Consider the following 25,840-nt stretch of genomic DNA (forward strand, 5'->3'; position numbering starts at 1 on the left):
GATGGATGTCTCCCGCCTCGACCTCTGGCCTGCCCGCCGCCCCGGCGGCAGGCCCTCCTCGATCGCCCATCGCGGCGCCTCTGCCTATCGCACCGAGAACACGCTCGCCGCTTTCTCGCATGCGGCCGCGCTCGGCGCCGACATGTGGGAGATCGACCTACATCTGACGGCCGATGGTGTTCCGGTCATCTCGCATGATGCCTCGACAGCCCATGTCTTCGGCATCGACCGGATGATCGCCGAAACCACGGCCGCCGATCTTGCCGCCGCCGTGCCGGACCTGCCGACCTTCCGTGCCGTGGTCGATCTGGCACGGGAACTTGACCAGGCGCTCTATGTCGAGGTCAAGGCCAGGGGTGCCGGGCGCGTCGGCATGGCCCTGCTCGATGAATGGGGTTTCGGAGCTGCCGTTTTCGGCAGCTTCAACCACGACGAAGTTCGCGACATGGCGGCGGCAGGAAGCCGCTTTCCGCTGTCGGTGCTGGTGCGCTCGGGCGAGGACCCGTTCGCAGCCGCATATGAGACTGGCGCCGGTATCGTTCATCTCTGCTGGGAGCGCGCCGCACCCGCCCCGCAGACGCTGGTGACGCCGGCGCTGCTTGCATCCGCCGCCGAGAAAGAGCTCGGCGTCGTCCTCTGGCACGAGGAACGCAACCCGGTGCTCGCCGACCTTGTCGGCCTGCCGGTACTCGGCATATGCTCCAACTGCCCGGAGCTTGTGACGCTTTCCCGCGCCGAACTGCTCGCGGCACAGCGCAAGGACCCTCTCCATGAGCGATGACGGCGAAGAGCGTTTCAGACCGGCAACCGCCGATGATGTGGCCCGCCTTGCCGGCGTTTCGCGATCGGCAGTGTCGCGCACCTTCACCCCCGGCGCCAGTGTGGCACCGGCAACGCGGGAAAAGGTACGGGAGGCCGCCGAGCAGCTTGGTTACCGCGTGAATTTCCTGGCCCGCTCGCTTTCCATGCAACGCACCAAGCTTGTGGCAATGGTCGTCTCCGACCTCGACCACTCGCTGCGAGCACTTCTGGTCGACAGGCTGGCGCGCGGGCTCGTGGCCCGTGATTTTCGGCCGTTTCTGCTGCCGTGGAGCACCGGCGACGACATCTCGCACCTCACCGACATGATGCTGCACTACAACGTCTCCGGCGCCATCGTCACCTCCGATACGCCACCCAAGGCGATCGCGGCGGAATGCATGCGCCACGGCGTGCCGCTGGTTCTGGTCGAAAAGGCCACCATCGGTGGCCGGGTCGCCAGTGTCGGCCACGATCACGCCAAGGCCGGCCGGCTGGCGGCTGAGGAGCTCTACCGCATCGGTTGCCGCAAGATCGCCTATGCCGGCCAGCACCGCCCCTCCTATTCGATCGGCACGCGCAAGAAGGCATTCGACGCTGCCTGCGCCGAGTTCGGCATCACCATTGCCGGCCGCTATTACGGCGCTCGGCAAAATTATGCTGGCGGAACCGAATCAGCCACGGCCTTCCTGTCCGCCTCGCCGTCGGTCGACGGCATCTACTGCGCCAATGATTTTCTCGCCCTCGGCTTCATGGATGGCGTCCGCAAGCAATCGGGCGCACGTTTTCCCGAGGATTTTTCATTGGTTGCCTGCGACGACATTCCCGAAGCCGCCTGGGCGAGCTACGATATGACGACGGTCCGGCAAAATCCCGATCGCGTTGCCGAAGAGGCGCTGGAAGCGCTTGTCGGGCGCATGCGGTCGGACGCGGTGGCGCCCCACGTCGCCACGATCGATGTCGCGCTCGTCAAGCGCGGAACCACGGCAGGCCGGCAGCAACAACAAGAAGAGCAAGCGTAAATTCCATGACAACAGACAGCAAAGAAGCCGCCCGCGCCGAGAGACTCGCGGCGGCCAAGACCATCATCCGTGCGGCAGGCGACGTGGCGCTCGACTATTTCAGCCGGCTGGAAAAGCTGACCATCGAGCGCAAGACCAGCGGTCAGGACACCGTGAGCGAGGCCGACCGCAACGTCGAGGAGACGATCCGCAAGGCGATCCTCGAGCGCTTCCCGGAAGACGGCCTGCTTGGCGAGGAACATGGCGGCAAGGATGGCAAGAGCGGCTATACCTGGGTCATCGACCCGATCGACGGCACCACGGTCTTCCTCCACGGCCTGCCCACCTGGACGGTCGTGATTGCCATTCTGGCAGATGGGAAGCCGGTGCTTTCCTGCATCCTCGTGCCCGCCCAGAACAAGCTCTATCACGCCATCGACGGCGCTGGCGCCTTCTGCAACGACAGGCCGATCCACGTCGATGAGACAACGCCGTTTGACGCCGGCCTGTTCGGTGTCGGCCCCGGCGCGCCGGAATTTGCGGGCCATGTCGGCACGCTCGTGACGAGGCTGATGTCGGCCGGCAGCATGTATCTGCGCTTCGGCTCGGCCGCCCATTCACTGGCGCTGGTCGCCGCGGGCAACCTGCTCGGCTTCTACGAACCGCGCCTCAACGCCTGGGACTGCGTGGCCGGCCTGCTGCTGGTTCGCGAAGCCGGCGGCACCAGCCGCGGTTTCGAACAAGGCACCGACTGGACGAAGCGCCAGCCCGTGATCGCCACCGCATCAACAGTGACCAAATCCTTCGAGACGATGATTTCGGAGAGTATCTAAGCGGAGATTGCCGACTGCAATCTCTCCCTTAAGGCACGGCGGTTGCATATGGAGCCGCCTTGCCGCCCGCATTTCTTCTCGCCCCGGAGGGAAGAGATGCCCCGAAAGGGGCCGTGAGGGGCGAGTGTTTCCGCGCGAGCGCCCTCACGAAATGAAATGCAGCATCACCCTCACTGTCGCTTTCGCGACATCTCTCCCGCAGGCGGGAGAGAATGTTAGGAGCAAGCCTCAAGGCACATATCCAACTCGCCGACTTCCGAGGAAGCAGGCGAGTTGATTGAAGGCTCCATCAGCCTTACTTGCAGGTCGCCCGGGCCCAGTCCATGTAGAGTTCCATGGCCTTCTTGGCCCTCGGCCCCTGCTGGAAGTCGCGGTCGTCGAGTTTGATGACGGGGACGACCTTGTTGTAGTTGCCAGTGAGGAACAGTTCGTCGGCTTCCATGAAGTCCTTTACCGTCAGCGTCCGCTCCTCGGCCGGAATGCCGTTGTCGCGGAACAGCTTGAGGATGCGCTTGCGGGTGATACCGGCAAGGAAGCAGCCGTTATCGGCGGGCGTCATCGGGATACCGTCCTTGACCAGGAAGATATTGGCCGAGGCGGTCTCGGCGACGTTGCCGTTCATGTCGCAGGCGAGCGCATTGTCGAAGCCGCGGCTGCGCGCTTCCAGCATCATGCGTCCGGAATTCGGATAGAGACTGCCGGCCTTGGCATGGGTCATCGCCACTTCCGGCGACGGGCGGCGGAACGGCGAGACGGTGAGCTTGACCGGTACGGTCGAACGCATCGGCGTCTCGAACAGGCAGAGCGCGAACCGGGTCGAGGCGGGATCGACCGGCACCAGACCGGCCTGACCATGCTCGCCCCAATACATCGGCTTAATGTAGACGGCGGCATCCTTGTCAAATCTTTTCAGGCCTTCCCAGACCAGCGCCTCGATCTCTTCCGGCTGCATGGTCGGCGCGAGGCCGAGCGCACGAGCCGAGCGGTTGATACGCTGGCAATGCTGGTCGAGGTCCGGTGCCATGCCTTCGAAGTAACGGGCACCATCGAACACGGTTGATGCAAGCCACATTGCGTGCGATGTCGGGCCGATCAGCGGCGGATTGCCGGGAAGCCACTCGCCATCGACATAGGTCCAAGTCGTCGAGGACGGGGAAGTATCGACTGCCATTTCCATTCTCCTTGCAGAACGCCATCCGCCCGCACCGGCCTTGCTGCAGGCCGCGCCTTGATCATGCGCCATGCGGGATAAGCGGCGTGAAATCACCGCGCACAATCAATTCGCATCGCCATCCAAGGTCAAGAACAAAATCGCGCACGTTGGCGCAACTTCCTTGCGCGGCGGTCGAGTTGATCGCGGCACGCGAAAGGAATATGACTGCGCAAGAACGTGCCGCAGGGGCCAGCCTGCGCTGTCGTCGGACCGCGAAACCCGAGACCGCCTTGGGAACGATCGCGCGTTCTGGCGGTTGTACAGGTCACACACACCGGAGGCTCAATCCCCATGTCCTGCTCGGCCTATGTCTTCGATGCCTATGGCACCTTGTTCGACGTCCATTCCGCCGCCCGCAAACACCAGGACCGTGCTGGCGGACAATACCGCCTGCTCTCCAACATCTGGCGCGCCAAGCAGCTCGAATATTCCTGGGTACTGACGTTGACCGACGAATATGAGGATTTCTGGACGCTGACCGAGCGCTCGCTCGATTTCGCCATGCATTCGGTCGGCCTGCTCGACAAGAACCTGCGCGCCGACCTGCTGGAAGCCTACTGGACGCTCGATTGCTATCCGGAAGTGCCGCGCGTGCTAGCCGCATTGAAGGCCCGCGATGCAAAGGTCGCGATCCTGTCCAACGGCACCAACGCGATGATCGACGCGGCCGTGAAGAAGGCTGGCATCGAGACCCTCATCGACGACGTGTTCTCGGCCGAGCAGCTCCGCCGTTTCAAGCCCGCGCCCGAAGTCTACGATCTCGCGGTTTCGGCCTATCAGGTCTATCCCGACGCGATTTCCTTCCAGTCGTCGAACCGCTGGGATATTGCGGGCGCCGCCAATTTCGGGTTCCGCACCGTCTGGGTGAACCGCCACCAGACGCCGAACGAATATGAAGGCATGGGTCCGAACCTGATCCTGCCGAGCCTTGACGGACTTTGAGGGAAACAGGATGGAATGGTCGGCGACGCAATATCTGAAATTCGAGGATGAGCGCAGCCGCCCCGCCCGCGACCTCATCAACGCCCTTCCCGACATCTCGCCCGGCACGGTCATCGATCTCGGCTGCGGGCCGGGCAATTCCACCGAACTCCTTGCCGAACGGTTTCCGAATGCGCGGATTTCCGGAAACGACGTCGATGACGACATGCTGGCAAAGGCCCGAGCGCGGATGCCCGGGACCCGCTTCGACAAGGTTGATCTCGAGGAGTGGCTGCCGGAAAGCCCGCCCGACCTGATGTTTTCGAACGCGGTCTTCCAGTGGGTTCCGGATCATCTTTCAGTGCTGGCGCGACTGATGGGTGCTCTTGCCGCTGACGGCGTTCTTGCCGTGCAGATGCCCGACAATCTGGCGGAGCCCAGCCATCTAGCCATGGAGGAAACGGCGCGGGATCCGGCCTTTACCGCACATTTCTCTGGTGGCAGCGTTCGCCGGTCACCCCTGCCTGCGCCGAAAACCTATTATGACCGGCTGAAGCCGTTCGCAGCACGGCTCGATCTCTTCCACATCACCTATCATCACCCGCTTGCAGATGCCGCGGCGATCGTCGAATGGGTGAAGGGGACCGGGCTGCGGCCCTATCTCGCCCGCATCCCCGCCGAGGCTGAGGGCGATTTTCTCGCCGCCTATACCGAGCGGATCGCGAAGAGCTATCCCGCTATGGAAGACGGCCGGGTGCTGCTGAAATTCCCGCGCCTTTTCCTCGTCGCCACAAAAGCGTGAACGCCCGCCATCGGAAACGACAAGGTTTGGCCGCTTTTCCGGCCGACGTTTGGCGTTCTGATATCCGCGCCTTATCGGGCAAGCGGAACAATGCGGAGAATGTGATGAAAAGACATCTCGTAGCGGCAGCAGCCTGCCTGTTTCTTGCAGCAAGCCCGGTGCTTGCCGCGCCCTTCATTCACGATCAAAGCGCCGTTCCCCATCCGGGAAAGACGGAAAAGGCGCCCGTGGGAAGCACCTTCACCATCGACACTTATGGCAAGTTCGGTGTGCAGTATGCCAACGTGTTCAAGGTCCAGCCGGACAGATCGTCCAAGCTTGTCTACCAGTACGTGACGGCCAGCCAGCCGACGAATGACTGACAGGCACCGAAACGCATTCGCGCCGCACCCGGACTTGTCCGGATACGGCGCGCTCAACAATCGAAATCAATCGGCGAGCGATACCGGAACCTCGTAGTTGACCCGCAGTGCATGGCTGTAGGGGCAGACGATATGGGCGGCGTGCGCCAGTTCCTCGCCCTCGGCGCGATCGATCCCCGGAATGGAAACCGTCAGTTCGGCCTCGATACCGAAGCCGCCGCCATCGTCACGCGGACCGACACTGACCGTGGCGGAAACCGTGGTGCCTTCGGGAAGCTTGACCTTCTTGGAGGCCGCGACGTTGTGAAGCGCGGAATTGAAGCAGGCAGCATAGCCGGCGGCGAAAAACTGCTCGGGATTGTTACCCTTTCCGGAACCGCCCATCTCCTTCGGCAGTGCCATGCTTGCTTCGAACAGGCCGTCTTCGGTGCTGACTGTGCCTTCGCGACCGCCCTTGGAGGTGGCCTTGGTGGTGTAGAGCTTCTTGATCATATCAATTCTCCTTTGCCGACGTGGTGTTTGAACGACGCGCGGAACCGAAAAGAGTTCCTTCGCTTGAACTGCACAAATTATATAGGACACTGTTTAATTGTGCGCAATATAATTTGGCAAATTTTATCGTAGGCTCTATATTGGCGGCATGAACGCTTACGAAACCGAAGCGCCCGAGCCGCTTCTCAACATCGACCACCAGCTCTGCTTTGCCGTCTATTCGGCCGAGCACGCCTTTGCGCGCGCCTATAAGCCGCTGCTGGCGGAGCTTGGCATAACCTATCCGCAATACCTGGTGATGATGATACTCTGGGAGGGCAAGCCGCTGACCGTCAACGAGATCGGCATGCGCGTCGGTCTTGATTCGGGGACGCTGTCTCCCCTGCTGAAGCGGCTGGAAGCGGCAGGCTATGTTCAGCGCAAACGCGCGGAAGAAGACGAGCGGCGCGTAACCGTCGCCCTGACGGCGAAGGGGAACGCGGCCAAGAAGAACGCCCGCGAGGTCGCCCGCTCGATCGCGGTCAAGACCGGCTGCAGCCTGGAGGAAGCCCGCACCCTGCTCGCCGAACTGAATGCCCTGCGCCGGCGCCTCTCCGCCGCTGTCGAAGAGGATTAGTGCGGAAGCACGGCCTTGACGGCGCCGACTTCGGTTCCGTTCCAGTTGATGAGCGTTCTATTCGCCATCGCTTCAAGCGCCGCCGTCACTTCAGCATCATCCGCGAAATAGCGCATCAGCACCGCCGCGATCATCGCCTCGGCGGCGCGGGTGGCGCCATCCTCGCATTTGAGCGCGATGCCGAGGCCGTGCTCCGGCAGCGCCGCGCAGAAAACGCCTTCGGCGCCGGTCTTGGCGAAGATGCGCCCAGGTGCGGCCTGCATCAGCTCGGTGCAGGCCCGGTCCGTGCCCGCCACGTAGAAGGGCTCGGCCATGCATGCGGTAAGGATGCGCTTGCCGGCGGCCGCCCGACCTTCCGACAGGCCGGTACCCGTCACCAGTTTGGCAAAACCCTGCGCCAGCGCCTTCACCGGCACGGCATAGGTCGGTATGGCGCAGCCATCGATACCGGCCACGTCCTCGCCGATATGGGCGCCGGTGACATCGGCCATCGCCACGCGGATTTCCCGCTGCAGCGGGTGCTCGTAACCGGTATAGCCCTTGGGGTCGACGCCGAGATGGCAGCAGGCGCAGATGAACCCGGCATGCTTGCCGGAGCAATTGTTGCAGAGCGCATCCGGCGCCTTCCGGGTGCGCGCCTGATGGATCAGGACATTCTGCTGGCCGGACCAGTGCGCGCCGCATTCGAGGTCGGCGACGCTTCGGCCGACCTTGGCGAGCATGCTGCCGGCGAGCGCAATATGCTCGTCCTCGCCCGAATGCGAGGAGGCCGAGAGCGCGATCTCGCGGTCGGTGAAGCCGAGCGCGTCGGCCGCCCCGCTTTCGACAAGCGGCAGCGCCTGGATGGCCTTGCAGGCCGACCGTGGAAAGATCGCCGCATCGATATCGCCGGCAGCGTAGGCCACATGACCGTGGGCGTCGAGCACGGCGATCATGCCATGATGGCGGCTTTCCACCCGACCACCGCGCGTTACTTCCACAAGAACCGGATTCGCCATCACAAAACCTCCCGCAGTGCCGCTTCAGGCGGCATCACTACACCCGAATTGCCTCTATTTTTTGACGGAATTCAAGAGTGAAACTCACTCGAAGCTCAGCACGATCTTGCCGATATGGCTGCCGTCTTCCATCAGCCGATGGGCAGCGACGACGTCTTCGAATGCAAAGACCCGCTCGATCACCGGCTTGATGGCGCCTTTGGCCAGCAGCGGCCAGACCTGCTCCCTGAGTTCGTCGCGGATCTGGCGTTTCTCGACCTCGGTGCGCGGCCGCATCGTCGAGCCGGTCACCGTCAGGCGTTTGGCCATGATCGGCCCGAGATTGACGCTGTCGGCCTTCGGTCCGCTGAGGAAGGCGATGATCGACAGACACCCGTCTTTCGCCAGTGCCGAAAGATTGCGCTGGAAATAGGCGCCGCCGACCATGTCGAGAATCACGTCGACACCCCTGCCGTCGGTCAGGCTCTTCACCACCTCGACGAAATCCTGTTCCCGGTAGTTGATTGCCGCGGAAGCCCCGAGCGCGACACAGGCCTCGCACTTGGCTTCCGAACCGGCGGTGACGAACACGGTTGCGCCAAAGGCGCGGGCAAGCTGGATGGCGGTGGTGCCGATGCCGCTTGAGCCGCCGTGAATGAGCACGCTCTCGCCCTCGGTCAGTCCTGCCATCTGGAACAGATTGGCCCAGACCGTGAAGAAGGTTTCGGGCATGGCGGCCGCCGTCACGTCATCCATGCCATCGGGAACGGGGAGCGCCTGGCCCGCCGGCAGCAGGCAGTATTCGGCATAGCCACCGCCGTTCGCGAGACCGCAGACGCGATCGCCAGGGGCAAACTCGGTCACCGCCGCGCCTGTCTCGACGACGGTTCCGGCAACCTCGAGGCCCATGACCTGACTGGCGCCGGGCGGCGGCGGATACTGGCCCTGCCGCTGTGCCACATCCGGCCTATTGATGCCGGCGGCTGCGACCTTGACGAGGATCTCGCCGGGACCGGGGCGCGGCCTCGGGCCGGTCGCCATCTGCATCACGTCTGGGCCGCCGAAACCACTGATGGTTATGTAGCGCATGGAACCGTCTGAAGACATGTTTCGCTTCCTTCGGACCGCAGTCTGTCTGAATGGCAAGACCCGGCGCAGGCTGCGCCGGGTCTTCTAGTTTCGGTTTTTAAGCGCGCGGCTTCAGCGCCAGTGCGAACACCACCAGCGAAATCCCGTAAACGAGGAAGTCGGCCGCAACGAACAGGCCGAGCAGCCACAGGCTGTTCTGCGGGAAGTTCGAGGCGATGAGCACGGCAGCAAGCACGAGCACCAGGCCGGAGAAGATCATCCAGCCCCAGCCCTTTACCGGACGCATGGTCATGCCGAGATAGATCCGGAAACCGCCGGCAACCGCCAGCGACACCCCGATGAAGATGGTGAAGAGGCTGGAACCGAGCAGCGGGTTTCTAAGCAGCAGGATGCCCGCGATCACATAGAGCAGGCCGCTCAGCACCCAGAACACCACGTGCCCTGTCGAACGCCGGTAGAAGAGCTGCGAAAGATGCACAACACCCGCGACGATCAGCATGATCGCGCAGAAAAACACCGATGCGAATGTCGCCACGGCAAGATTGCCGAGCAGTGCGAGACTGAACACGATCAGCAGGATGCCGAAAGCCAGCACCCAGCCCCAGCGCCCCCTGACGCGCTCCACTTCCGGAAGCCGATCGCCGAGATATGTCATTTAAGTAGCCCTTCCCTCTGTCAAAATCGAAGAGACGATAGTGAGGAAGGGAGGGGTTAGCAACCGTTCTCTAACCAGCGCTTTGTCGCACGTGGTCAGTGGGCGACGTTGCGGACCGAAGGGCGCAGATAGATCAGCCAGTAGACGAGGCCGACGAAGGCGCCGCCGAGGATATTGCCGATGGTGACCGGCAGAAGGTTGTGCGCCAGGAAATTCGCCCAGGTGAGATCGGCAAAATCGGCCGCCCGCGCACCGGCCATCGTCCAGAACTCCTGCCCGGCGCCATTCTTGGTCAGGATAGCCATCGGGATCTGGAACATGTTGGCGACGCAGTGCTCGAAGCCCGAGGCGACGAACATGGCGACCGGAAGCACCACCGCCAGCAGCTTGTCGGTGAGCGAGCGTCCGGCATAGCTCATCCACACGCCGAGGCAAACGAGAATGTTGCACATCGCGCCAAGCGCGATCGCTTCGGCAAAGCCATGATGCAGCTTGTGCTGGGCGATCTGCATGTAATTGATTCCCAGCTGTCCGCCATCGCCGTCGTAGTGACGCGCGATCTGCATCACGATGACAAGCCCGATGGCGCCCACAAAGTTGCCGGCATAGACGATCAGCCAGTTCTTGGCGAAGGCGCCCCAGCCGACCTTGCCGCTCGCCTTGGCGACGATCGTCAGCACGGTCGAGGTGAAGAGATCGGCGCCGCAGACGACCACAAGCATCAGCCCGAGGCTGAAGGCGAGGCCACCGATGAACTTGTTCGCGCCCCAGCCCATGTCGCCGTTGCCGGTCGTCACGACCGTGTAAAAGATGAAGGCTATGCCGATATAGGCGCCGGCCGTGACCGCCGAGAGAAACAGCGAAAGCGGATCTTTCCTGATCTTGGCGAGGCCCGCCGCTTCTGCTTTCTCGGCCATGGTTTGCGGAGGAAAGGCATCGAAATTCAGGTGTTGCATGGTTTCCGTGGCTCTCTGTCGTTGCACAGCGCTTCGATAAGGTCGAAAGTCTGGTTCTAACTACCAGCCTGCCCCTTACCCGCGTTGATCAAGATCATGTCCGGGCGGGCACCGTCTTGAAGGAATCTCTTATGTTGAACATCTGGGGCCGCAATACCTCCTCCAACGTCCAGGCCGTGATGTGGACTGTCGGCGAACTCGGCATCGCCCACAGGCGCCACGATGCCGGCGGCAAATTCGGCGGGACCGACACGCCCGAATTCCGGGCGATGAACCCGAACGGCCTCATCCCGGTGATCAGGGACGGCGATGACGAGCCGATCTTCGAATCGGGGGCGATCTGCCGCTATCTCGCGGCGCGCTACGGTAACGACAGCTTCTGGCTCGCAGATCCCGTCGCCCGCGCCCAGGTCGACAAGTGGGCAGAATGGGGCAAGGTGACGGCCGCCGCCGCCTTCACCATGCCGATCTTCTGGGTGATGGTGCGCACGCCCGCCGAGAAGCGCGATCTTGCCGCTGTCAGCCGCGCCATCGCCAGTTTCGACCGCCTGCTCGGGATTGCCGCCCCTGAGCTCGAGAAACACGCATTCCTTGCCGGCGAAAGCCTGACACTCGCCGACATCATGTTCGGGCACCTGCTTTATCGTTACTACACCATCGACATGGAGCGCCCGTCACGGCCGGTGGTTGAAGCCTATTACGACGCCCTCACCAGGCGCCCGGCCTTCGCCGAACATGTGATGGTCTCCTACGAAGAGCTGAAAGCCTGATGCCCGGCATTTTCGTCGCCGGTGCGACCGGATATCTCGGTCGACGCCTCTGCCGCGCCTTCCGCGCAAGCGGCCTTGCCGTGACGGCGCTGGTGCGCGACCGGGAGCGGGCGGGCGCAATCAGCCTCGACGCGGATCGTCTCGTCGAGGCAGAGGCCACCGATCCGGCGGCGCTTGGCGGCAGCATGGCGGGTTGCGACACCGTGATCTCGGCACTTGGGATCACCCGGCAGACCGATGGCCTCACCTATCGCGACGTCGACTATCAGGCCAACCTCAACCTTCTGCGCGAGGCAGAGGCCGCGGGCATCACCCGCTTCGCCTATGTCCACGTCTTCAACGGCGCGCTGCTTGCCAGGGAAAGCGCCCTTGCCCGCGCCAAGCAGGATTTCGTCGAGGCGCTGGAGAAAAGCCCGCTTGCCGCCACAGTCATCGCGCCGACAGGCTATTTCTCGGACATGGAGAGTGTTTTCGACATGGCGCGCAAGGGACGCGTCTTCCTCTTCGGCGACGGCTCCGTGCGGGTTAATCCGATCGATGGCGACGATCTGGCCGCGGTCTGCGTCGACGCGGTGCAAGCCGGCGCGCCCTATATCGAGGCCGGCGGGCCGGACATCATGACGTTTGACGAGATCGGTCAGCTTGCCTTCGAAGCGCTCGGCCGCAAGCCGCGCTTCCTGCACATGCCCTACCCTATCGCCGATGGCGCGCTGAAGCTGATCCGCCGCGTCACCCCGCAGCAGGCCTACGGTCCCTTCGAGTTCTTCGTCGCCGCCTCGCGCAGCGACATGGTTGCCCCCTGCCACGGAACGCTGAGACTTGCCGATCATTTTCGCGCCCTTGCCGCGGCGAAGGCCTGACCGCAATTGCGCCAGCGCATTTCCATCGGCGGCAAAGCGGAGTATGACCCTCGCGTAAGGCAAGGCGCCTGACGGCGCCCACGCCGTCCCCCAATGCAAGTTCGAGGAATGACCCCGTGCAGAACAATTACGCGGAGAAGATTGTCGAAGCCCACAAGACCGGCAAGGCGATAGACCACCAGGAATTCAACGCCATCAGTGCAGACGAGGCTCGCACCGTGCAGGCCGAGGTGATGGCAAAGCTCGGGACCAAGCCCGATGCCTTCAAGGTGATGATGGCTGCTGACGGAGCCGGCTCTGCCGCGCCGATCTTTGCCGAACGCGTGGTCAATTCCGGTGAGGCGCTGTCGGTCCCGGCCCGTGGTGTCATCGGCCTCGAAGTCGAGCTGGCGGTTGTTCTCGGCAAGCCGGTGACCGCCGAGATGGCGCGCGGCGGGATCGATGCGGTGCTGCCGGCGGTCGACCATTTCGTCTTTGGCATCGAAATCTGCGCCACCCGTTTTGACGACCAGAAGCAGGCGACACCTGCCGCCCAGCTCGCCGACAACCTCTCAGGCGTCGGCTATATCGTCGGCACGGAGCCCTTTGAGGGCGGCCCCGCGATTGACGGCATGCCGCTCGTCGTCACCGCCGATGGCGTGGAAATCTACAACAAGCCGGCCAAGCACCCCTTCGGTGACGCAATCGCCCCGATCATCGCCTGCGCGCTCTCCGGCGAGAACCGCCTCGGCATGCTGGATGCCGGCGCGCTGATCACCACCGGATCGCTCTGCGGCGCCGTCGCCTTCACCGCCCCGTGCGAGATCGTGGCGAAGATCGGCGACAAGCACGAAGTCCGGGTCAAGCTCACGGCTTGATTCTCGAAGCCCCGCCATCCCAATCTCCCTTCTTGAGGGGAGATTAAGGGAGCGAGTGACCGGCAAAGGTGCTGGTGGAGCGCTCTTAGGCCTCCACCGCCCGCATCGGCTTCAGCCGGGTCATCAGCGCGCCGTAGGGCAAAAGCATGATCAGGCTGAAGAGAAGCTTGACGGAGAGATCGCCGAGTGCCCACGAAATCCAGCGCGGAATGTCGATGGGGAACACGCCGAAGAGCGGGGCGAAGCCGAGGGCGAACTCGTCATTCGGGCCAATGAAGGCGAAGACGGCGGCAAAGCTGATCGAGAAGAACAGCACCGTATCGATCGTCGAGCCGAACAGCGAACCGATCAGCGGCGCCTTCCACCAAGTCTGGCGGCGCAACCGGTTGAAGAGGGTGACGTCGAGCAGCTGGCCGATGAGGAAGGCCGTTCCCGAAGCGATCGCAATCCGCGGCACCGAGGCATAGAACGAGAAGGCGACACCGACCACGAAGCCGGCGAACACCACTTTGCGCGCAGCCGAGGGGCCGAACTGACGGTTGGTCAGGTCGTTGACGAGAAAGGCGAAGGGATAGGTAAAGGCGCCCCAGGTCAAAAGGTCGGCCAGCGAAATGCCGTAAACCGTTCCCTGAACGGGATACTGGACCAGAATGTTGGAGGCGAGAACCACGCCTGCCATCAGCAGGCTGTAGATGATGACGGATTGAGTCTGACGCATTTTTTTACCCTGGGTGATGCCACCAGCTGGAGCGGGAATAAAGAGAGCCTTGCCACGGTGCGGCAAGGCTCTCCAGTTCAGGTATCAGTGCCTGGAATCAGGCAGCAGCCTTTTCGGCCGTCTTCTTGATGATTTCCTTGCGCAGCAGACGTGCGCGCGGGGAAAGCTCGGTGTCGGCTGCCTTGATCAGGAAGGCATCGAGACCGCCGCGATGCTCGACCGAGCGCAGGGCTGCGGCAGAAACGCGCAGACGGTAGCTCTGGCCGGTCACTTCGGACATCAGGGTCACGCGGCACAGATTCGGGAGAAACTTGCGGCGGGTCTTGTTGTTGGCGTGGCTGACATTGTTGCCGGACAGCACGCCCTTGCCGGTCAATTCGCACATGCGGGACATGGTTACACCTATTCTCGTCTTCGCCACAGGCTTGCAACGGGACGTCAGAGCCCCGCGATCCAATTGGCGGCTAATTGGAAAGTCGCGGTTCTATAATCTTTGGACTTGGAAAGGTCAAGGCGGGCGACCGGTTTTTCGAAAACGCCCTGAAATTTACCGCTGTTTTTTTACGGCAGGCTGAGACATAAACAATGTTAAGCTTCGGCGAAACACAGATTTGTCGTCCATCCGTGCGATGATCGGCTCTGTTTCGAACGCCCCCGCAAGCGCCCTGAATGACCCGAGCGAGAGTGCCAGATGCCCATAAGCCTTAACCGATACCTTGCAATCGCCTTGGTCTTCTTCGGATGCAGCACCGCTGCAAAGGCCGAGGACGTCACCCAGAAAACCGTCTACACGCTCTCCTTTTCCGGCATCAAGATCGCCGATGCGGCGTTCAATACGGAGGTGAAGGACGGGGATTACACCATCCAGGCCGATATCAAGGCCGCAGGCATCGGCAGCCTGTTCTCCGACATCGCCGTCGGCGTGAAGGCGCAAGGCGTGTGGCAGAACGGCGGACCCGAATCGCGCCATTTCTTCCTCAAGTACCGCGACGGCGACTATGCCCGCGATTACGCGGCGGAATTCTCACGCAAGCGCGTCATCGGTTCGACGATAACGCCCGATCCCGGCCCGCGCGGCGATGACTGGGTGGACGTGCGCTCCAGCCACCTTCGCAATGTCATCGACCCGATCTCGGCGCTGCTGTTGCCGCCCTCGCCCAATCCCTGCCAGGGATCGATCGCGATCTTTGACGGCGAGACGCGGTTGAACCTCGAACTTGCTTCCGCCGGCAGCCGGCCGTTTTCGACCAAGGGCTTTTCCGGCCGTGCCGTCGGCTGCGCCATCCGCTTCAAGCCGATCGCCGGCTACGAGCGCAAGGATGACGACATCGAATACCTCGCCAACAGCCGCGAGCTGGTGGTCTGGTTCGCGTTGAACGACGAGCTCAACATCTACGCACCGGTCATGGCCAAGATCCCGCTGAAGATCGGCCAGCTGACGATCTACGCCTCGCAGTTCGGCGTCTGACCAGGTGGCCGAGACGTCCCATCTGCGCGCGACGCTGATCGGCTTCACGGCCGTCATCATGTGGTCGTTCCTGGCGCTGTTCACCGCGGCTTCCGGCAAGGTGCCGCCGTTCCAGCTTTCCGCCATCGCCTTTGCGATCGCCAGCATTCCCGGCATTGCGGTTCTCGCCGCAAGGCCGGCGCGCCGCGCCGCCCTGCGCCAGCCCGCAAAGGTTTGGGTTGCCGGTATCGGCGGACTGTTCGGCTATCACTTCCTCTATTTCACCGCGCTGCGGAACGCGCCCGCCGTCGATGCCGGGCTGATCGCCTATCTCTGGCCGCTGCTGATCGTGGTCGGTTCGGCGCTGCTGCCGGGCGAGCGGCTGAAGTGGCACCATATTGCCGGCGCGGTTGCGGGCTTTGCCGGCACGGCGCTGCTGGTGACACGCGGCGGCGGCCTGACGCTCTCCGGCGCCTACACGCTCGGCTACATCTGCGCCTTTCTCTGCGCCTTCACCTGGTCCGGCTATTCGCTGATCTCGCGCTCCTTCGCCAAGGTCTCGACCGATGTCGTCACCGGTTTCTGCCTCGCGACCGCGGTGCTCTCGCTGGTCTGCCACGTGCTACTGGAAACGACGGTGTGGCCGGCAAGTGCCGGCGAATGGCTCGCCGTCATCGGTCTCGGCCTGTTTCCCGTCGGCCTCGCCTTCTATGCCTGGGATTTCGGGGTGAAGCGCGGCAACATCCAGGTCTTGGGCGCTGCGAGCTATGCCGCACCGCTGCTGTCGACCATCATCCTCATCTTGTTTCGATTCGGCGAGCCCGGCTGGCGCGTCGTCGTCGCCTGCCTGCTGATCACCGGTGGCGCCGTTCTCGCCGCCCGCGAAATGATTCTGGGAAAGAAATCCTAGGCTTTCGGCGTCCAGTCCGGCGGCGCCAGTTCGAAATCGTCGAAGGCGAAGCCCGGCGCGACGGTGCAGCCGACCAGCGTGAAGTCTCCGGTCGTTTCCGCCGCCTGCCACACACCGCGAGGCACCACGGCCTGCGGCCGAGCGCCTGTGGCCAGATCCGGCCCGAGCGTCATGCTCTCGGTCGCGGCACCATCAGCGGAGAGATGCAGGATCAACGGCGCGCCGGCATAGTAGTGCCAGACCTCGACCGCCGTGTGCAGGCGATGCCAGTGCGAGCGCTCGCCGGCCTTCAGCAGGAAGTAGATGAGGCTCGAAACCCCACGCTCCGTGCCATCGGAAAGATCGCGATAGGTTTCCGCGAACCAACCGCCTTCAGGGTGGCCCTGAAGGCCAAGCTTTGCGATGATTTCGTCGGCAGTCATCAGAAATTGTCTTTCCGAACCCGCACTTCGGCGAACACCTCGGCGTCCGTGGCGCCCTCCATGCCGATGGCCTTGCGCAAGCCCGAATCCGTGACGCGCAGGAAGGGGTTGGTCTTCTTCTCGAGGCCGATCGTGGTCGGGATCGTGAAGTCGCCGGCCTCGCGCAGCTCGGCAACCGCCTCGGCGCGCTCCTTCAGCACCTGATTCTCCGGATCGACGGTCAAGGCGAACCTGGCGTTGGCGAGCGTATATTCGTGGCCGAAATAGACCTCGGTGTCGTCCGGCAGCGCCATCAGCTTCTGGAGCGACGGCCACATGTCGGAAGCGGGGCGCTCGAACAGCCGGCCGCAACCCATCGCAAACAAGGTGTCTGCGGAAAACAGCAGCTTTTCCGAAGGGATCGAATAGCAGACATGGCCGGCGGTGTGGCCCGGCGTCCAGATCACATCGACCTTTCGGCCGGAAAATTCGAGCTCATCGCCCTCCGCGACGGCAAGATCGAGTCCAGGAATCACCACGGCTTCCTCCACCGGGCCGACGATGCGGCAGTCGTAGCGTTCCTTCAGCGTCAGGTTACCGTCGACATGGTCCTTGTGGTGGTGAGTGGTGAAGAGGTCGGTGATGGTCCAGCCGCGCTTGTCGGCCTCCGCAATCACCTTGTCGCCGTCGGGGGCGTCGATGCTCAGCGTCGCGCCGGTTTCGGGATCGTGAACCAGCACACCGTAATTGTCGGAACGGCACATGAAGACGGCGATTTCCAGTGAAGTCATGGGAAGCTTTCCTCGCGAAGGCTGCAAACTGAAACGAATGTAGTGCCTTGGGACTTGAAGTCCAACCGGAGCCGGGATTAACTCTGATCATGAACGCCGATATCGTCGACCTCCGCGCCTTTTATCATTCCCGCCTCGGGCGGCTTGCCGCCCATTCGATCGCAATGGCGATCGCGCCGATCTGGTCGCGCATGCCGGAAGAGCGGCTGGTCGGGCTCGGCTACAGCCTGCCCTATCTCGACCGTTTCGCAGCCGACGCCGAGCGCGCCATGGCGCTGATGCCGGCCTCGCAGGGCGCGGTCAACTGGCCGGCGGGCGAGGCCTCGGCCACCGCACTGGTCGATGACTGCGACCTGCCGCTGCCGGATGCCTCGATCGACCGCGTGCTGCTCGTCCACGCTCTCGAATTCGCCGAAAGTCCGGCCGAGATGATGCGCGAACTCTGGCGCATCCTCGCCCCCGGCGGCCGGCTGATCATCGTTGCCCCCAATCGCCGCGGCGTCTGGGCGCGGCTGGAGCACACGCCCTTCGGCAATGGCCGTCCCTACTCGAAGGGCCAGATCATCCAGCTCCTGCGCGAGACCAACTTCACGCCCGGCGCCTTTGCCGAGGCGTTGTTCTTCCCGCCCTCGCGCAGCCGCGCTGTGCTGAAATTCCGTTCCAGTTTCGAGCGCTCGGGCCGCACGCTTTGGCCGGCCTTTTCCGGCGTCATCATTGTCGAGGCGCAGAAACGGCTCTATCAGGGCCTGCCGGTCGCCGCCCGCGCCCAGCGCAAGGTTCTGGTGCCGGCGCTTTCCCCGCAAGGCGTTCCGACGACGCGCACGCACCATCCCTGAAGCGCGTTTGCGGCCTCGACAAGCGGGCCGTTGGTGATTATTGCTGTCCGCGTTTCAACACGCCTTTTCGAGGTTTTTCGATGCGTAATTCGACGATGAAGCCCACTCCCCGTCCCGGTATCATGGATATTGCCGCCTATGTGCCCGGCAAGGATCATGTCGAAGGCGTGGCGAAGGTCTATAAGCTCTCGTCGAACGAGACGCCACTCGGGCCGAGCCCGAAGGCGATCGCCGCCATGCAGGAGATCGCGGGCCATCTCGAAATCTATCCGGACGGCCAGGCGACGAAGCTGCGCGAAGCGATCGCCGGCCTCTACGGCCTCAACACGAAGAATATCGTCTGCGGCAACGGTTCCGACGAGCTGCTCGGTCTTCTCGCCCATATCTATCTCGGCGAGGGCGACGAGGCGATCATCACCGAGCACGGCTTCCTCGTGTACAAGATCCAGATCATGGCGAATGGCGGCATCCCGGTCACCGTCAAGGAGAAGGACGCGACCGTCGATGTCGACGCCATCCTCGCCGCCGTGACCGACAAGACACGCCTCGTCTTCATCGCCAATCCGGGCAACCCCACCGGTACCTACGTACCGTTCTCCGAGATCCGTCGCCTGCACGACAACCTGCCGCCGAACGTGCTGCTGGTTCTTGATGCCGCCTATGCCGAATATGTCCGCCGCAACGATTATGGTGCCGGCATCGAACTCGTCTCGGAAAGCGAGAACGTGGTGATGACCCGCACCTTCTCGAAGGTCTACGGGTTGGCCGCCCTGCGCGTCGGCTGGCTCTATGGCCCGAGCCACATCGTCTCGGCGATCGAGCGGGTGCGTGGGCCGTTCAACCTGAATGCCGCCGCGATTTCCGCCGCCGCCGCTGCCGTTTCCGACACCGGTTTTACGGAAAAGGCGATAGAGCACAACACCAAGTGGCTTGAGACGCTGACGCGCGAATTCGGGGCGCTCGGGCTGACGGTGACGCCTTCGGTGACAAACTTCCTACTCATCCACTTCCCCGATGAGGACGGGCTTCGCGCCCCCGATGCGGACCGATACCTTTCTTCGAAAGGCTATGTGCTGCGGGCCGTCGCGGGCTATGGCTTCCCCAATGCGCTGCGCATGACCGTCGGCACGGAAGAGGCCAATCTCGGTGTCATCGCCGCGTTGAAAAGCTTCCTGGCCGGCAAGGCGGATGCGGCATGAAACCGTTCGAACGCGTCACCCTGATCGGCATCGGCCTCATCGGCTCGTCGCTTGCACGCGACATCCGCGCCCATGGACTGGCGAAGGAAATCGTCGTCTCCACCCGTTCCCCGGAAACGCTGCGGCGGGCTGAGGAACTGGGGCTTGGCGACCGCTACACGACGTCGGCGGCTGATGCCGCCCGCGGCGCCGACCTCGTGATCGTATCGGTTCCTGTCGGCGCCTCCGGCACTGTCGCCGAGCAGATCGCGCCGTCGCTGAAACAGGGCGCCATCCTCACCGATGTCGGCTCGACCAAGGCTTCCGTCATCGCCCAGATGACGCCGCATGTGCCGGAAGGCGTCCACTTCATCCCCGGCCATCCGATCGCCGGTACCGAGCACTCCGGCCCGGATGCCGGTTTCGCGGGGCTGTTTGCGGGCCGCTGGTGCATCCTGACGCCGGCCGAAGGGGCCGACGAGCAGGCGATCGAAAGCCTCGCCAGCTTCTGGCGCACGCTCGGTTCGAAGGTCGACCGGATGACGCCGGAGCACCACGACAAGGTGCTTGCCATCGTCTCCCACCTGCCGCACATCATCGCCTACAACATTGTCGGCACGGCCGATGATCTGGAAACAGTGACCGAGTCGGAAGTCATCCAGTATTCGGCATCGGGCTTCCGCGACTTCACCCGCCTGGCCGCATCCGACCCGACCATGTGGCGCGACGTTTGCCTGCACAATCGCGATGCGATCCTGGAAATGCTGGCGCGGTTTTCGGAAGATCTCGCCTATCTGCAGCGCGCCATCCGCTGGGGCGAAGGCGACAAGCTTTTCGAACTCTTCGCCCGCACCCGCGCCGTCCGCCGCTCGATTATCGAGGCCGGCCAGGACGTCGAAGCCGCCGACTTCGGCCGCCACGGACTTTCCAAGAAGAACTGATTTTCCAGATCCCGCTGCTCAGATCGGCGGGATCTGGCCAAGCGGGATCAGCCCCATCGTCGCCCGCCCATGGGCCACCCTGACATCGAGCGAGAGCGTGCGCTGGCCCGAGGTGAACGCCTTGACCAGGCCTGTTACCGTTGCGACCAGATCAGCCGCCTGCGGCAGCGCAAGCTGCAGCGCACCGGAGACCGCATCGATTCCCGTCAGTTCGAACGAGAAGCGGCCGTCGAGATAGCCGTCCTGATCGAAGGAGAACGGACCGGATAGCGCCAGGTTGGAGTTGCTCTCGCCCACCACGACCACCGCCTGATTGAGGATACCGCTCTTGCCGCGCAGCATCTGGGGCCGGATACGCTTGCCGAGCAGCGGCCCTGCGTCATCGACGGTGGCGAGCAGGTTCAGGGATACCGGCTCCAGTGCCTCGCCGGCGTTCTGCGGCCGGAGAATGGCATTGCTGACGGAGAGCGCGACATCCAGGTCGCCATCAGTGTTGCGGGCGAGGCCCTGGGCCTTTTCCGTCGTCAGCGTCCCCTGCCTCCCGGTCGCATCGGAAAAGCGCAGCACCAGATCGGAAAGATCGTAGGTCACAAGTCGCGGTGCGCTGGAGCCATAGATCAGCTTACCGCCGAGATGACCGAATTCCGCGCGCAGGATGACCCCTTCGTCATTGGCAACCGTCGCCGGTCCCTCGATCGTGGCCAACACCGTCCAGGGCGAATAAACCGGCGCCTTGGCAAGCAAGCGCGGTGTATCGAAGGTCGTGTCCGTCCGGCGGTCGCGGATATGAACGCCATCGCAGGAAAAGCCGAAATCGGCGGGAAAGCCCTGATAGCCGACATCCTCGCAGGCGACCACGACGTCACGATCGCCCTGCCCTTCGAGCAGGGTGAAGATGCGCGACTTGACGGTGCGGGCAATGAAGAACCAGGCGAGGCCATAGAGAATGGCGACGATGACGACCACGACAATGGTCCACTTGAGAAGTTTTCTCCCACGGGTTGACCTTGCCATGCCGCTTCTCCACTTTCGATCATCAACGTGTATTCGAGGCTTGGCATAGCATATGGACGAATTCTGGGTTTTTGGCTACGGCTCTTTGATGTGGAATCCGGGTTTTAAAAGCCACCGCCGCGTCCACGCCCGCCTCTCCGGCTATCATCGCAGCCTGTGCATCCGCTCCTTTGTCCACCGCGGCACAGCCGAGGCGCCGGGTCTCGTTCTCGGGCTCGATCGTGGCGGTTTCTGCGAGGGTCTGGCATTCGCCGTCAAGGGCAATGACGAGGACACCGTCATGGCCTATCTGCGTGAACGCGAGCTGGTGACCAATGTCTACCGCGAGCTGGTTCTGCCCGTCCGGCTGCCGAGCGGCGAGCATGTACCGGCCGTCTGCTATGTGGTGGACCGCGCGCACGCCCAATATGCAGGCGCCGTCGACGTCGAGAAGGCGGCCACCATCGTCAAGAACGCCCACGGTCAGGCAGGCCCCAATCGCGATTACGTGCTGAACACCGCCCGACACCTGCGCGAGATGGATATCGAGGATGCCGCTCTGGAAGCGGTGGCGGCCCTGCTTACGAACGAGGACCCGCGCCCGGTCAAGCGCAATAGCGGCGCCTGATCAGCCCTTGAGGGCGGAAAGCCGTGCCTGCGTCTCCGCGGGTAGGACGAGATGTGGGTTCTCGGCCACGGTCTCGATCAGCAGCCGGTCGCTTTCGCGTTCCATCGTCTGGACCAGTTCATCGAAAAAGGCGCGCGGTTCCATGCCTGGCGCGATCGGCGGCAGGACACGCACCTTGAAATGCCCCCGCTGCCGGCGGAATTTGCCGCGCGGCCAGAAAAGCCCGGGATGCATCACGACCGGCACGACCGGAACCCCGAGATCGCGATAGAGGCGCTGGATACCGCGCTTGTAGTCTGCTGCGGCACCCGGCGGGCGGCGCGTACCCTCCGGAAAGATGATGAGCTGGCGACCGGTCTCGACCTCTGCCTTCGTCGCCTGGATCGCTTCGGCCATGGCGCGGCCGGTGGCGGCCCGGTCGACGGCGATCTGCCGCTGCTTCTTCAGGTACCAGCCGAACAGCGGCATCTGGATCAGCTCGCGCTTCAGCATGAACACCGAATCCGGCACGGAGGGCAGGAGCATGATCGTGTCCCAGGCAGACTGGTGTTTGGGGGCGATGATCGCCGCCCCCTGCGGCAGGTTCTCGAGACCTTCGATCTCGAAGGTTGCGCCCGCCCAGAGGCGCATCTGGCTATTGACGAAGCGGCCCCAGCCCTGAACGACGACACGATAGGCATTCTTGCGCGAGGCCAGGAAATAGTAGGGCGACATCACGATCATCATCACCGCCGTTCCGAGATAGAAGGCGATGTTGAAGGCAACCGATCTCAATGCCGTCATACGGCCCCTCCCTGCTGCTCGCCGCCGGCCGGCTCCAGGGCCTTCCATCCGGTGAGAGCGCGCACATGCGCGCCGATGAATTTCATATATTCAGCGCCCAGCAGCTTGGCATAGCGTCCGATGGCCACGAGGTTCCGGGGCTCCTCGCCAATCGGCACCGGATAGCCGACAAAGATGGTTCCCGGGTCGATGTGGCGCAACTCGAACAGGCTGCGCGGCAGATGATAGGCGCTGGTGACCACCAATACCCGCCGATAGTCGTTTTCGGCAATCCATTTGCTGGTTTCCACGGCATTGCCGTAGGTATCAAGCGCCTCGTAGCCGATATCGACGCAGCATTCGAACAGCGCGACATCGCCATCGACGGTCTTGCGGATGCTTTCGGCGGTGGTCGAGGGATTGACGCCGGAAATCAGCAGCCGTTCGCCAGCACCTTCGGCGAGCAGGCTGAGCGCCGCCTCGATCCGCCGCGACCCGCCGGTCAGCACCACGATCGCATCGGTCTCGTAGATCGCCGGTGGCCGGGCGGTGAGCGCGTTGATCGCAAACCAGACGAAGCCGCCACCGAAGAAGACGCCGGCAATGAGCAAGAGGGTGGCAAAGGCGCGCACAACAGCACCGCCCCAGGAGCGGCTGCGGCCGCGCCCGGAATCGTTGTTCGGGTCCCTTACGTTCGGGTTGCGCACCCGGTCCGCCATGCCTTTCCGTCCTGTTGATGCCCGGTTCTGAACCGACCGGTTTCACCTCTCCGCCTTCCGAATCATTCGCAAGGCCCGCTCTTAATACATGACAGGCAATCGAGATAAAATTCGGGCCGGATGTTTTGTCGGCAAATACTTACCAGACGTCAGTTCGTTCGGGGTCGGAGCGCACCCGATCGATCTCGCGAATGGTGCGGATGACGGTCAGACGCGCCGTCAGTGTCGTCAGCGCGGCGATCACCAGTATCGTGACGAAGATGCCGAAATAAGCGCTCCAGCCGATCGATATCGAGCCGAACAGCGCCGTCGCCTGGTCGGCGCCCGGCGTGGCGAGAAAGCTGTGCTGCCACAGGCGGGCGATCACGAAGAACAGGCAGGCGAGAAAACCGCCGACGAATGCGCCCTTCAGCGCCACGTTGAAGAAATGCCGCTGGAACTGACGCGCGACAAAACTTCCCTCGGCGCCGACGAAATGCAGCACTTCGACGATGTCGCGGCTGCCAGCGAGCGCGCCACGGGTCGCAAACACCACGGTCAGCACCATTGCACCGAAGACGAGCGACATGATCGCGGCGCCGATCGTCGTCGTCGCGTCCGCCATCGCCGAAAGCCGGTTCACCCAGGCGCGATGGTCGTCGAGATAGGCGCCCGGCACGGCCTTCTGCAGCGCCTGGTTCATGGCAGCAAAATCCGGCGGATTGTCCTCATCGATGGTAACGATGACGAGCCGCGGCACGGGCAGCTCATCGAAATCAAGCCCGGTTCCGAGCCAGGGCTCCAGCAGTCGCTCGGTCGCCGCCTCATCAACGATGCGGCCGTCGAGCGTGCCGACGAACTGCATGGCGATATCGCGCGCATCGAGCAGCGCGGTGTTCATGTCGCGCCCTTCCTGCGGCTTGATCTGGATCGTGATTTCCCGCGAGATGCCGCCCTGCCAGCTGGTTGCGGTGGCCCGCACCATCGACACGCCGCCAAGCGTCAGGCAGGCGAGAAAGGCCATGATCGCGATGACCGCCATCAGCGCCCGCGACTGGACGTTGGATGGCGGCACGATCGGCGTCGGCTTGCGCGACTGTCGTTGACCGGTCTTCGGCCGCCGCGCGGACGTTGGCTCCTTGAAGCTCGCGCGTGGCAGTGCCGGGCGTGACGGCCGCTCCTCGGCGTGGGGGGGCGTGGGCCGCGCCTCAGCGGAAGGCGGGCGTCGTGGTGAGGCCGGCTGCTGATCGGCCGGTACAGGCGTCGCTTGCGAGGGACGCTGGCGGCGGGCGCGCTGTTCTTCGGCGGCGCGTTCCTCCAGCAGCCTTTCCTCCTCGCGCCTTCGAAAGGCAAGCTCCTCCTCCCGGCGGATCGCCTGCAGCCGGCGAACCTCGGCCAGACGCTCGGCCTCGGCCCGCTCTTCAGCAAGACGCCGCTCCTCCTCGAGGCGCGGATCGCGGATGGAGCGCGGCGGCTTACTCATGAATCTCGAGCCTTCCATCCGTCAGGATCATCCGCCGCGCATCGTAACGGTCCATCAGGGCGATGTCGTGGGTGGCGATCACCACCGCAGTGCCGAGCCGGTTGAGCTCGACGAACAGGCTCAGAATGCGCCGCGCCATCGGCGGGTCGACATTACCCGTCGGCTCGTCGGCCAGCAGCACTTCGGGCTGGTCGATCAGCGCGCGCGCAATCGCGGCACGCTGCTTCTCGCCGCCGGAAAGCACCGGCGGGCGCACATGCAGCCGCTCGCCAAGCCCGACCCACTTCAGAAGCTCGATCACATCATTGCGATAGGAGACCTCCTCCTTGCCGCGGACCCTCAGCGGCAGGGCGACATTCTCATAGGTCGTCATATGGTCGAGAAGGCGGAAATCCTGAAACACGATGCCGACACGGCGCCGCAGCATCGGCAGTTCGCGATGCGGGATGACGGCGATGTCGCGGTCGAACAGACGGATCAGGCCGCGTGTCGGCGTCAGCGCCATCAGCATCAGCCGCAAAAGCGTCGTCTTGCCGGCGCCCGATGGTCCGGTCAGGAACTGGAAGGAATGCTTGGGGATATCAAAGCTCATATCCCGAAGCACTTCCGGCCCCATGCCATATCTCAGCCCGACATTTTCAAACTGTATCAAAGCCATCCGCCCGGCCGTTCGTGCGCCATCAAATCGTTCCCATGAATATCAGGTCAGAGGCTGGCTGCAAGCCTGCAACCGCCGCAACGATATCCACGGTGTTTTCGCACTGCTTTCGGGCTTGCGATTGCCGTTACCGCCCAAAGCCTCTAAAAACCGACACTTCGGCTATATAGTAGACAACTACGGCGCTCTGGCGC

31 protein-coding genes are annotated in these 25,840 nt (G+C 63.5%); 16 read left to right on the plus strand and 15 right to left on the minus strand.

Annotated features, from left to right (window positions below):
- Position 1 precedes the first annotated feature (1 nt).
- Genes TM49_RS20240 through TM49_RS20250 form a run of 3 tightly spaced genes read left to right on the plus strand, consistent with a single transcriptional unit; the run spans position 2 to position 2,632 of the window.
- Positions 2-781, plus strand: a complete 780-nt coding sequence (locus tag TM49_RS20240; RefSeq protein WP_045683877.1) for a glycerophosphodiester phosphodiesterase — start codon at positions 2-4, stop codon at positions 779-781.
- Positions 771-1,820 carry a LacI family DNA-binding transcriptional regulator gene (locus tag TM49_RS20245; RefSeq protein WP_045683879.1) on the plus strand — a complete coding sequence of 350 codons (1,050 nt, stop codon included), beginning with the start codon at positions 771-773 and terminating at the stop codon, positions 1,818-1,820. The genes TM49_RS20240 and TM49_RS20245 overlap by 11 nt, the downstream gene beginning before the upstream one ends.
- A 5-nt stretch (positions 1,821-1,825) precedes the next feature.
- On the plus strand, positions 1,826-2,632 hold the full coding sequence (locus tag TM49_RS20250) for an inositol monophosphatase family protein (protein WP_045683881.1): 807 nt from the start codon (positions 1,826-1,828) through the stop codon (positions 2,630-2,632).
- Between the two features lie 295 nt (positions 2,633-2,927).
- On the opposite strand, the gene TM49_RS20255 is transcribed toward TM49_RS20250, so the two are convergent.
- Positions 2,928-3,803, minus strand: coding sequence for a branched-chain amino acid aminotransferase (locus TM49_RS20255; RefSeq protein ID WP_045685574.1), 876 nt, complete (start codon positions 3,801-3,803; stop codon positions 2,928-2,930).
- 333 nt (positions 3,804-4,136) lie between these two features.
- Here TM49_RS20255 and TM49_RS20260 point away from each other — a divergent pair, with 333 nt between their 5' ends.
- The 3 genes from TM49_RS20260 to TM49_RS20270 all read left to right on the plus strand — a co-directional run bounded on the left by TM49_RS20260 (position 4,137) and on the right by TM49_RS20270 (position 5,930).
- On the plus strand, positions 4,137-4,787 hold the full coding sequence (locus TM49_RS20260) for a haloacid dehalogenase type II (RefSeq protein WP_045683882.1): 651 nt from the start codon (positions 4,137-4,139) through the stop codon (positions 4,785-4,787).
- A gap of 10 nt (positions 4,788-4,797) precedes the next feature.
- Positions 4,798-5,568: a trans-aconitate 2-methyltransferase gene (gene tam / locus TM49_RS20265; RefSeq protein WP_045683884.1), complete on the plus strand. Its 771-nt coding sequence runs from the start codon at positions 4,798-4,800 to the stop codon at positions 5,566-5,568.
- A gap of 104 nt (positions 5,569-5,672) precedes the next feature.
- The gene (locus TM49_RS20270; RefSeq protein WP_144409629.1) at positions 5,673-5,930 is read left to right on the plus strand and encodes a hypothetical protein; all 258 of its coding nucleotides are present in this window, start codon (positions 5,673-5,675) and stop codon (positions 5,928-5,930) included.
- 66 nt (positions 5,931-5,996) lie between these two features.
- Here the strand turns inward: TM49_RS20270 and TM49_RS20275 are convergent, their stop codons facing one another.
- Entirely contained in the window at positions 5,997-6,419 is a 423-nt protein-coding gene (locus tag TM49_RS20275) for an organic hydroperoxide resistance protein (RefSeq protein WP_162484901.1), read from the minus strand.
- Between the two features lie 151 nt (positions 6,420-6,570).
- Between TM49_RS20275 and TM49_RS20280 the strand changes: the two genes are divergently transcribed.
- Positions 6,571-7,038 (plus strand): MarR family winged helix-turn-helix transcriptional regulator, encoded by a 468-nt coding sequence (locus TM49_RS20280; RefSeq protein WP_045683889.1) that lies wholly within the window; start codon positions 6,571-6,573, stop codon positions 7,036-7,038.
- Here the strand turns inward: TM49_RS20280 and TM49_RS20285 are convergent.
- The 4 genes from TM49_RS20285 to focA form a co-directional block, all read right to left on the minus strand.
- Positions 7,035-8,036 (minus strand): asparaginase, encoded by a 1,002-nt coding sequence (locus TM49_RS20285; RefSeq protein ID WP_045683890.1) that lies wholly within the window; start codon positions 8,034-8,036, stop codon positions 7,035-7,037. The two genes, TM49_RS20280 and TM49_RS20285, sit on opposite strands and share 4 nt — an antisense overlap.
- Positions 8,037-8,120: 84 nt before the next feature.
- On the minus strand, positions 8,121-9,122 hold the full coding sequence (locus TM49_RS20290; RefSeq protein WP_045683892.1) for an NAD(P)H-quinone oxidoreductase: 1,002 nt from the start codon (positions 9,120-9,122) through the stop codon (positions 8,121-8,123).
- 79 nt (positions 9,123-9,201) lie between these two features.
- Positions 9,202-9,759, minus strand: coding sequence for an HdeD family acid-resistance protein (locus TM49_RS20295; RefSeq protein WP_045683893.1), 558 nt, complete (start codon positions 9,757-9,759; stop codon positions 9,202-9,204).
- 95 nt (positions 9,760-9,854) lie between these two features.
- A complete protein-coding gene (gene focA, locus TM49_RS20300) occupies positions 9,855-10,715 on the minus strand; it encodes a formate transporter FocA (protein WP_045683895.1) in 861 nt (286 codons plus the stop codon).
- 131 nt (positions 10,716-10,846) lie between these two features.
- Here focA and TM49_RS20305 point away from each other — a divergent pair, with 131 nt between their 5' ends.
- The 3 genes from TM49_RS20305 (at position 10,847) to TM49_RS22800 (ending at position 13,202) form a co-directional block, all read left to right on the plus strand.
- Positions 10,847-11,485, plus strand: a complete 639-nt coding sequence (locus TM49_RS20305) for a glutathione S-transferase family protein (protein WP_045683897.1) — start codon at positions 10,847-10,849, stop codon at positions 11,483-11,485.
- Positions 11,485-12,345, plus strand: a complete 861-nt coding sequence (locus TM49_RS20310) for an SDR family oxidoreductase (protein WP_045683899.1) — start codon at positions 11,485-11,487, stop codon at positions 12,343-12,345. The genes TM49_RS20305 and TM49_RS20310 overlap by 1 nt, the downstream gene beginning before the upstream one ends.
- Before the next feature lie 116 nt (positions 12,346-12,461).
- Positions 12,462-13,202, plus strand: a complete 741-nt coding sequence (locus tag TM49_RS22800) for a fumarylacetoacetate hydrolase family protein (RefSeq protein WP_052699966.1) — start codon at positions 12,462-12,464, stop codon at positions 13,200-13,202.
- A gap of 85 nt (positions 13,203-13,287) precedes the next feature.
- On the opposite strand, the gene TM49_RS20320 is transcribed toward TM49_RS22800, so the two are convergent.
- Together TM49_RS20320 and rpmB are read right to left on the minus strand one after the other, a co-directional pair.
- Positions 13,288-13,920 (minus strand): VUT family protein, encoded by a 633-nt coding sequence (locus TM49_RS20320; RefSeq protein ID WP_045683901.1) that lies wholly within the window; start codon positions 13,918-13,920, stop codon positions 13,288-13,290.
- Between the two features lie 97 nt (positions 13,921-14,017).
- Positions 14,018-14,314: a 50S ribosomal protein L28 gene (gene rpmB / locus TM49_RS20325; protein WP_045683902.1), complete on the minus strand. Its 297-nt coding sequence runs from the start codon at positions 14,312-14,314 to the stop codon at positions 14,018-14,020.
- Between the two features lie 297 nt (positions 14,315-14,611).
- Between rpmB and TM49_RS20330 the strand changes: the two genes are divergently transcribed.
- Both TM49_RS20330 and yddG read left to right on the plus strand, forming a co-directional pair.
- Positions 14,612-15,388 carry a DUF3108 domain-containing protein gene (locus tag TM49_RS20330; RefSeq protein ID WP_082074827.1) on the plus strand — a complete coding sequence of 259 codons (777 nt, stop codon included), beginning with the start codon at positions 14,612-14,614 and terminating at the stop codon, positions 15,386-15,388.
- Positions 15,389-15,392: 4 nt separating this feature from the next.
- The gene (yddG, locus tag TM49_RS20335) at positions 15,393-16,277 is read left to right on the plus strand and encodes an aromatic amino acid exporter YddG (protein WP_280136244.1); all 885 of its coding nucleotides are present in this window, start codon (positions 15,393-15,395) and stop codon (positions 16,275-16,277) included.
- On the opposite strand, the gene TM49_RS20340 is transcribed toward yddG, so the two are convergent.
- Together TM49_RS20340 and gloB are read right to left on the minus strand one after the other, a co-directional pair.
- A complete protein-coding gene (locus tag TM49_RS20340) occupies positions 16,274-16,699 on the minus strand; it encodes a cupin domain-containing protein (protein WP_045683906.1) in 426 nt (141 codons plus the stop codon). The two genes, yddG and TM49_RS20340, sit on opposite strands and share 4 nt — an antisense overlap.
- On the minus strand, positions 16,699-17,469 hold the full coding sequence (gene gloB, locus TM49_RS20345) for a hydroxyacylglutathione hydrolase (protein ID WP_045683907.1): 771 nt from the start codon (positions 17,467-17,469) through the stop codon (positions 16,699-16,701). Before gloB ends, TM49_RS20340 begins: the two co-directional genes overlap by 1 nt.
- Before the next feature lie 89 nt (positions 17,470-17,558).
- Here gloB and TM49_RS20350 point away from each other — a divergent pair, with 89 nt between their 5' ends.
- From TM49_RS20350 to TM49_RS20360, 3 genes are all read left to right on the plus strand, one after another.
- A complete protein-coding gene (locus TM49_RS20350; RefSeq protein WP_045683909.1) occupies positions 17,559-18,305 on the plus strand; it encodes a class I SAM-dependent methyltransferase in 747 nt (248 codons plus the stop codon).
- Positions 18,306-18,385: 80 nt separating this feature from the next.
- Entirely contained in the window at positions 18,386-19,504 is a 1,119-nt protein-coding gene (gene hisC, locus TM49_RS20355; RefSeq protein WP_045683911.1) for a histidinol-phosphate transaminase, read from the plus strand.
- A complete protein-coding gene (locus TM49_RS20360) occupies positions 19,501-20,424 on the plus strand; it encodes a prephenate/arogenate dehydrogenase family protein (RefSeq protein ID WP_045683913.1) in 924 nt (307 codons plus the stop codon). Before hisC ends, TM49_RS20360 begins: the two co-directional genes overlap by 4 nt.
- 18 nt (positions 20,425-20,442) lie before the next feature.
- Here TM49_RS20360 and TM49_RS20365 read toward each other — a convergent pair whose 3' ends face one another.
- The gene (locus TM49_RS20365; protein WP_082074828.1) at positions 20,443-21,438 is read right to left on the minus strand and encodes a DUF2125 domain-containing protein; all 996 of its coding nucleotides are present in this window, start codon (positions 21,436-21,438) and stop codon (positions 20,443-20,445) included.
- Positions 21,439-21,490: 52 nt separating this feature from the next.
- On the opposite strand from TM49_RS20365, the gene TM49_RS20370 reads away from it, so the two are divergent.
- Positions 21,491-22,045: a gamma-glutamylcyclotransferase gene (locus tag TM49_RS20370; RefSeq protein WP_045683918.1), complete on the plus strand. Its 555-nt coding sequence runs from the start codon at positions 21,491-21,493 to the stop codon at positions 22,043-22,045.
- On the opposite strand, the gene TM49_RS20375 is transcribed toward TM49_RS20370, so the two are convergent.
- From TM49_RS20375 to ftsE, 4 genes are all read right to left on the minus strand, one after another.
- Positions 22,046-22,828, minus strand: coding sequence for a lysophospholipid acyltransferase family protein (locus TM49_RS20375; RefSeq protein WP_045683919.1), 783 nt, complete (start codon positions 22,826-22,828; stop codon positions 22,046-22,048).
- Positions 22,825-23,526 (minus strand): YdcF family protein, encoded by a 702-nt coding sequence (locus TM49_RS20380; protein ID WP_052699967.1) that lies wholly within the window; start codon positions 23,524-23,526, stop codon positions 22,825-22,827. The genes TM49_RS20375 and TM49_RS20380 overlap by 4 nt, the downstream gene beginning before the upstream one ends.
- A gap of 139 nt (positions 23,527-23,665) precedes the next feature.
- A complete protein-coding gene (locus TM49_RS20385) occupies positions 23,666-24,664 on the minus strand; it encodes a cell division protein FtsX (RefSeq protein ID WP_045685579.1) in 999 nt (332 codons plus the stop codon).
- Positions 24,665-24,980: 316 nt separating this feature from the next.
- The gene (gene ftsE / locus TM49_RS20390; RefSeq protein WP_045685580.1) at positions 24,981-25,640 is read right to left on the minus strand and encodes a cell division ATP-binding protein FtsE; all 660 of its coding nucleotides are present in this window, start codon (positions 25,638-25,640) and stop codon (positions 24,981-24,983) included.
- Between the last annotated feature and the right edge of the window lie 200 nt (positions 25,641-25,840).

It is taken from the genome of Martelella endophytica (assembly GCF_000960975.1).
Classification (GTDB): domain Bacteria; phylum Pseudomonadota; class Alphaproteobacteria; order Rhizobiales; family Rhizobiaceae; genus Martelella; species Martelella endophytica.

Coding starts and splice junctions, on each gene's coding strand:
- TM49_RS20360 (WP_045683913.1), top strand. CDS start 19,501: ATGAAACCGTTCGAACGCGTCACCCTGATCGGCATCGGCCTCATCGGC.
- TM49_RS20280 (WP_045683889.1), top strand. CDS start 6,571: ATGAACGCTTACGAAACCGAAGCGCCCGAGCCGCTTCTCAACATCGAC.
- TM49_RS20365 (WP_082074828.1), bottom strand. CDS start 21,438: ATGGCAAGGTCAACCCGTGGGAGAAAACTTCTCAAGTGGACCATTGTC.
- focA (WP_045683895.1), bottom strand. CDS start 10,715: ATGCAACACCTGAATTTCGATGCCTTTCCTCCGCAAACCATGGCCGAG.
- tam (WP_045683884.1), top strand. CDS start 4,798: ATGGAATGGTCGGCGACGCAATATCTGAAATTCGAGGATGAGCGCAGC.
- TM49_RS20250 (WP_045683881.1), top strand. CDS start 1,826: ATGACAACAGACAGCAAAGAAGCCGCCCGCGCCGAGAGACTCGCGGCG.
- TM49_RS20380 (WP_052699967.1), bottom strand. CDS start 23,526: ATGGCGGACCGGGTGCGCAACCCGAACGTAAGGGACCCGAACAACGAT.
- TM49_RS20320 (WP_045683901.1), bottom strand. CDS start 13,920: ATGCGTCAGACTCAATCCGTCATCATCTACAGCCTGCTGATGGCAGGC.
- TM49_RS20255 (WP_045685574.1), bottom strand. CDS start 3,803: ATGGCAGTCGATACTTCCCCGTCCTCGACGACTTGGACCTATGTCGAT.
- TM49_RS20370 (WP_045683918.1), top strand. CDS start 21,491: ATGGACGAATTCTGGGTTTTTGGCTACGGCTCTTTGATGTGGAATCCG.
- TM49_RS20290 (WP_045683892.1), bottom strand. CDS start 9,122: ATGTCTTCAGACGGTTCCATGCGCTACATAACCATCAGTGGTTTCGGC.
- TM49_RS20240 (WP_045683877.1), top strand. CDS start 2: ATGGATGTCTCCCGCCTCGACCTCTGGCCTGCCCGCCGCCCCGGCGGC.
- TM49_RS20260 (WP_045683882.1), top strand. CDS start 4,137: ATGTCCTGCTCGGCCTATGTCTTCGATGCCTATGGCACCTTGTTCGAC.
- TM49_RS20310 (WP_045683899.1), top strand. CDS start 11,485: ATGCCCGGCATTTTCGTCGCCGGTGCGACCGGATATCTCGGTCGACGC.
- TM49_RS20245 (WP_045683879.1), top strand. CDS start 771: ATGAGCGATGACGGCGAAGAGCGTTTCAGACCGGCAACCGCCGATGAT.
- TM49_RS20340 (WP_045683906.1), bottom strand. CDS start 16,699: ATGACTGCCGACGAAATCATCGCAAAGCTTGGCCTTCAGGGCCACCCT.
- TM49_RS20270 (WP_144409629.1), top strand. CDS start 5,673: ATGAAAAGACATCTCGTAGCGGCAGCAGCCTGCCTGTTTCTTGCAGCA.
- hisC (WP_045683911.1), top strand. CDS start 18,386: ATGCGTAATTCGACGATGAAGCCCACTCCCCGTCCCGGTATCATGGAT.
- TM49_RS20295 (WP_045683893.1), bottom strand. CDS start 9,759: ATGACATATCTCGGCGATCGGCTTCCGGAAGTGGAGCGCGTCAGGGGG.
- TM49_RS20350 (WP_045683909.1), top strand. CDS start 17,559: ATGAACGCCGATATCGTCGACCTCCGCGCCTTTTATCATTCCCGCCTC.
- TM49_RS20285 (WP_045683890.1), bottom strand. CDS start 8,036: ATGGCGAATCCGGTTCTTGTGGAAGTAACGCGCGGTGGTCGGGTGGAA.
- TM49_RS20305 (WP_045683897.1), top strand. CDS start 10,847: ATGTTGAACATCTGGGGCCGCAATACCTCCTCCAACGTCCAGGCCGTG.
- rpmB (WP_045683902.1), bottom strand. CDS start 14,314: ATGTCCCGCATGTGCGAATTGACCGGCAAGGGCGTGCTGTCCGGCAAC.
- TM49_RS20330 (WP_082074827.1), top strand. CDS start 14,612: ATGCCCATAAGCCTTAACCGATACCTTGCAATCGCCTTGGTCTTCTTC.
- TM49_RS20375 (WP_045683919.1), bottom strand. CDS start 22,828: ATGACGGCATTGAGATCGGTTGCCTTCAACATCGCCTTCTATCTCGGA.
- gloB (WP_045683907.1), bottom strand. CDS start 17,469: ATGACTTCACTGGAAATCGCCGTCTTCATGTGCCGTTCCGACAATTAC.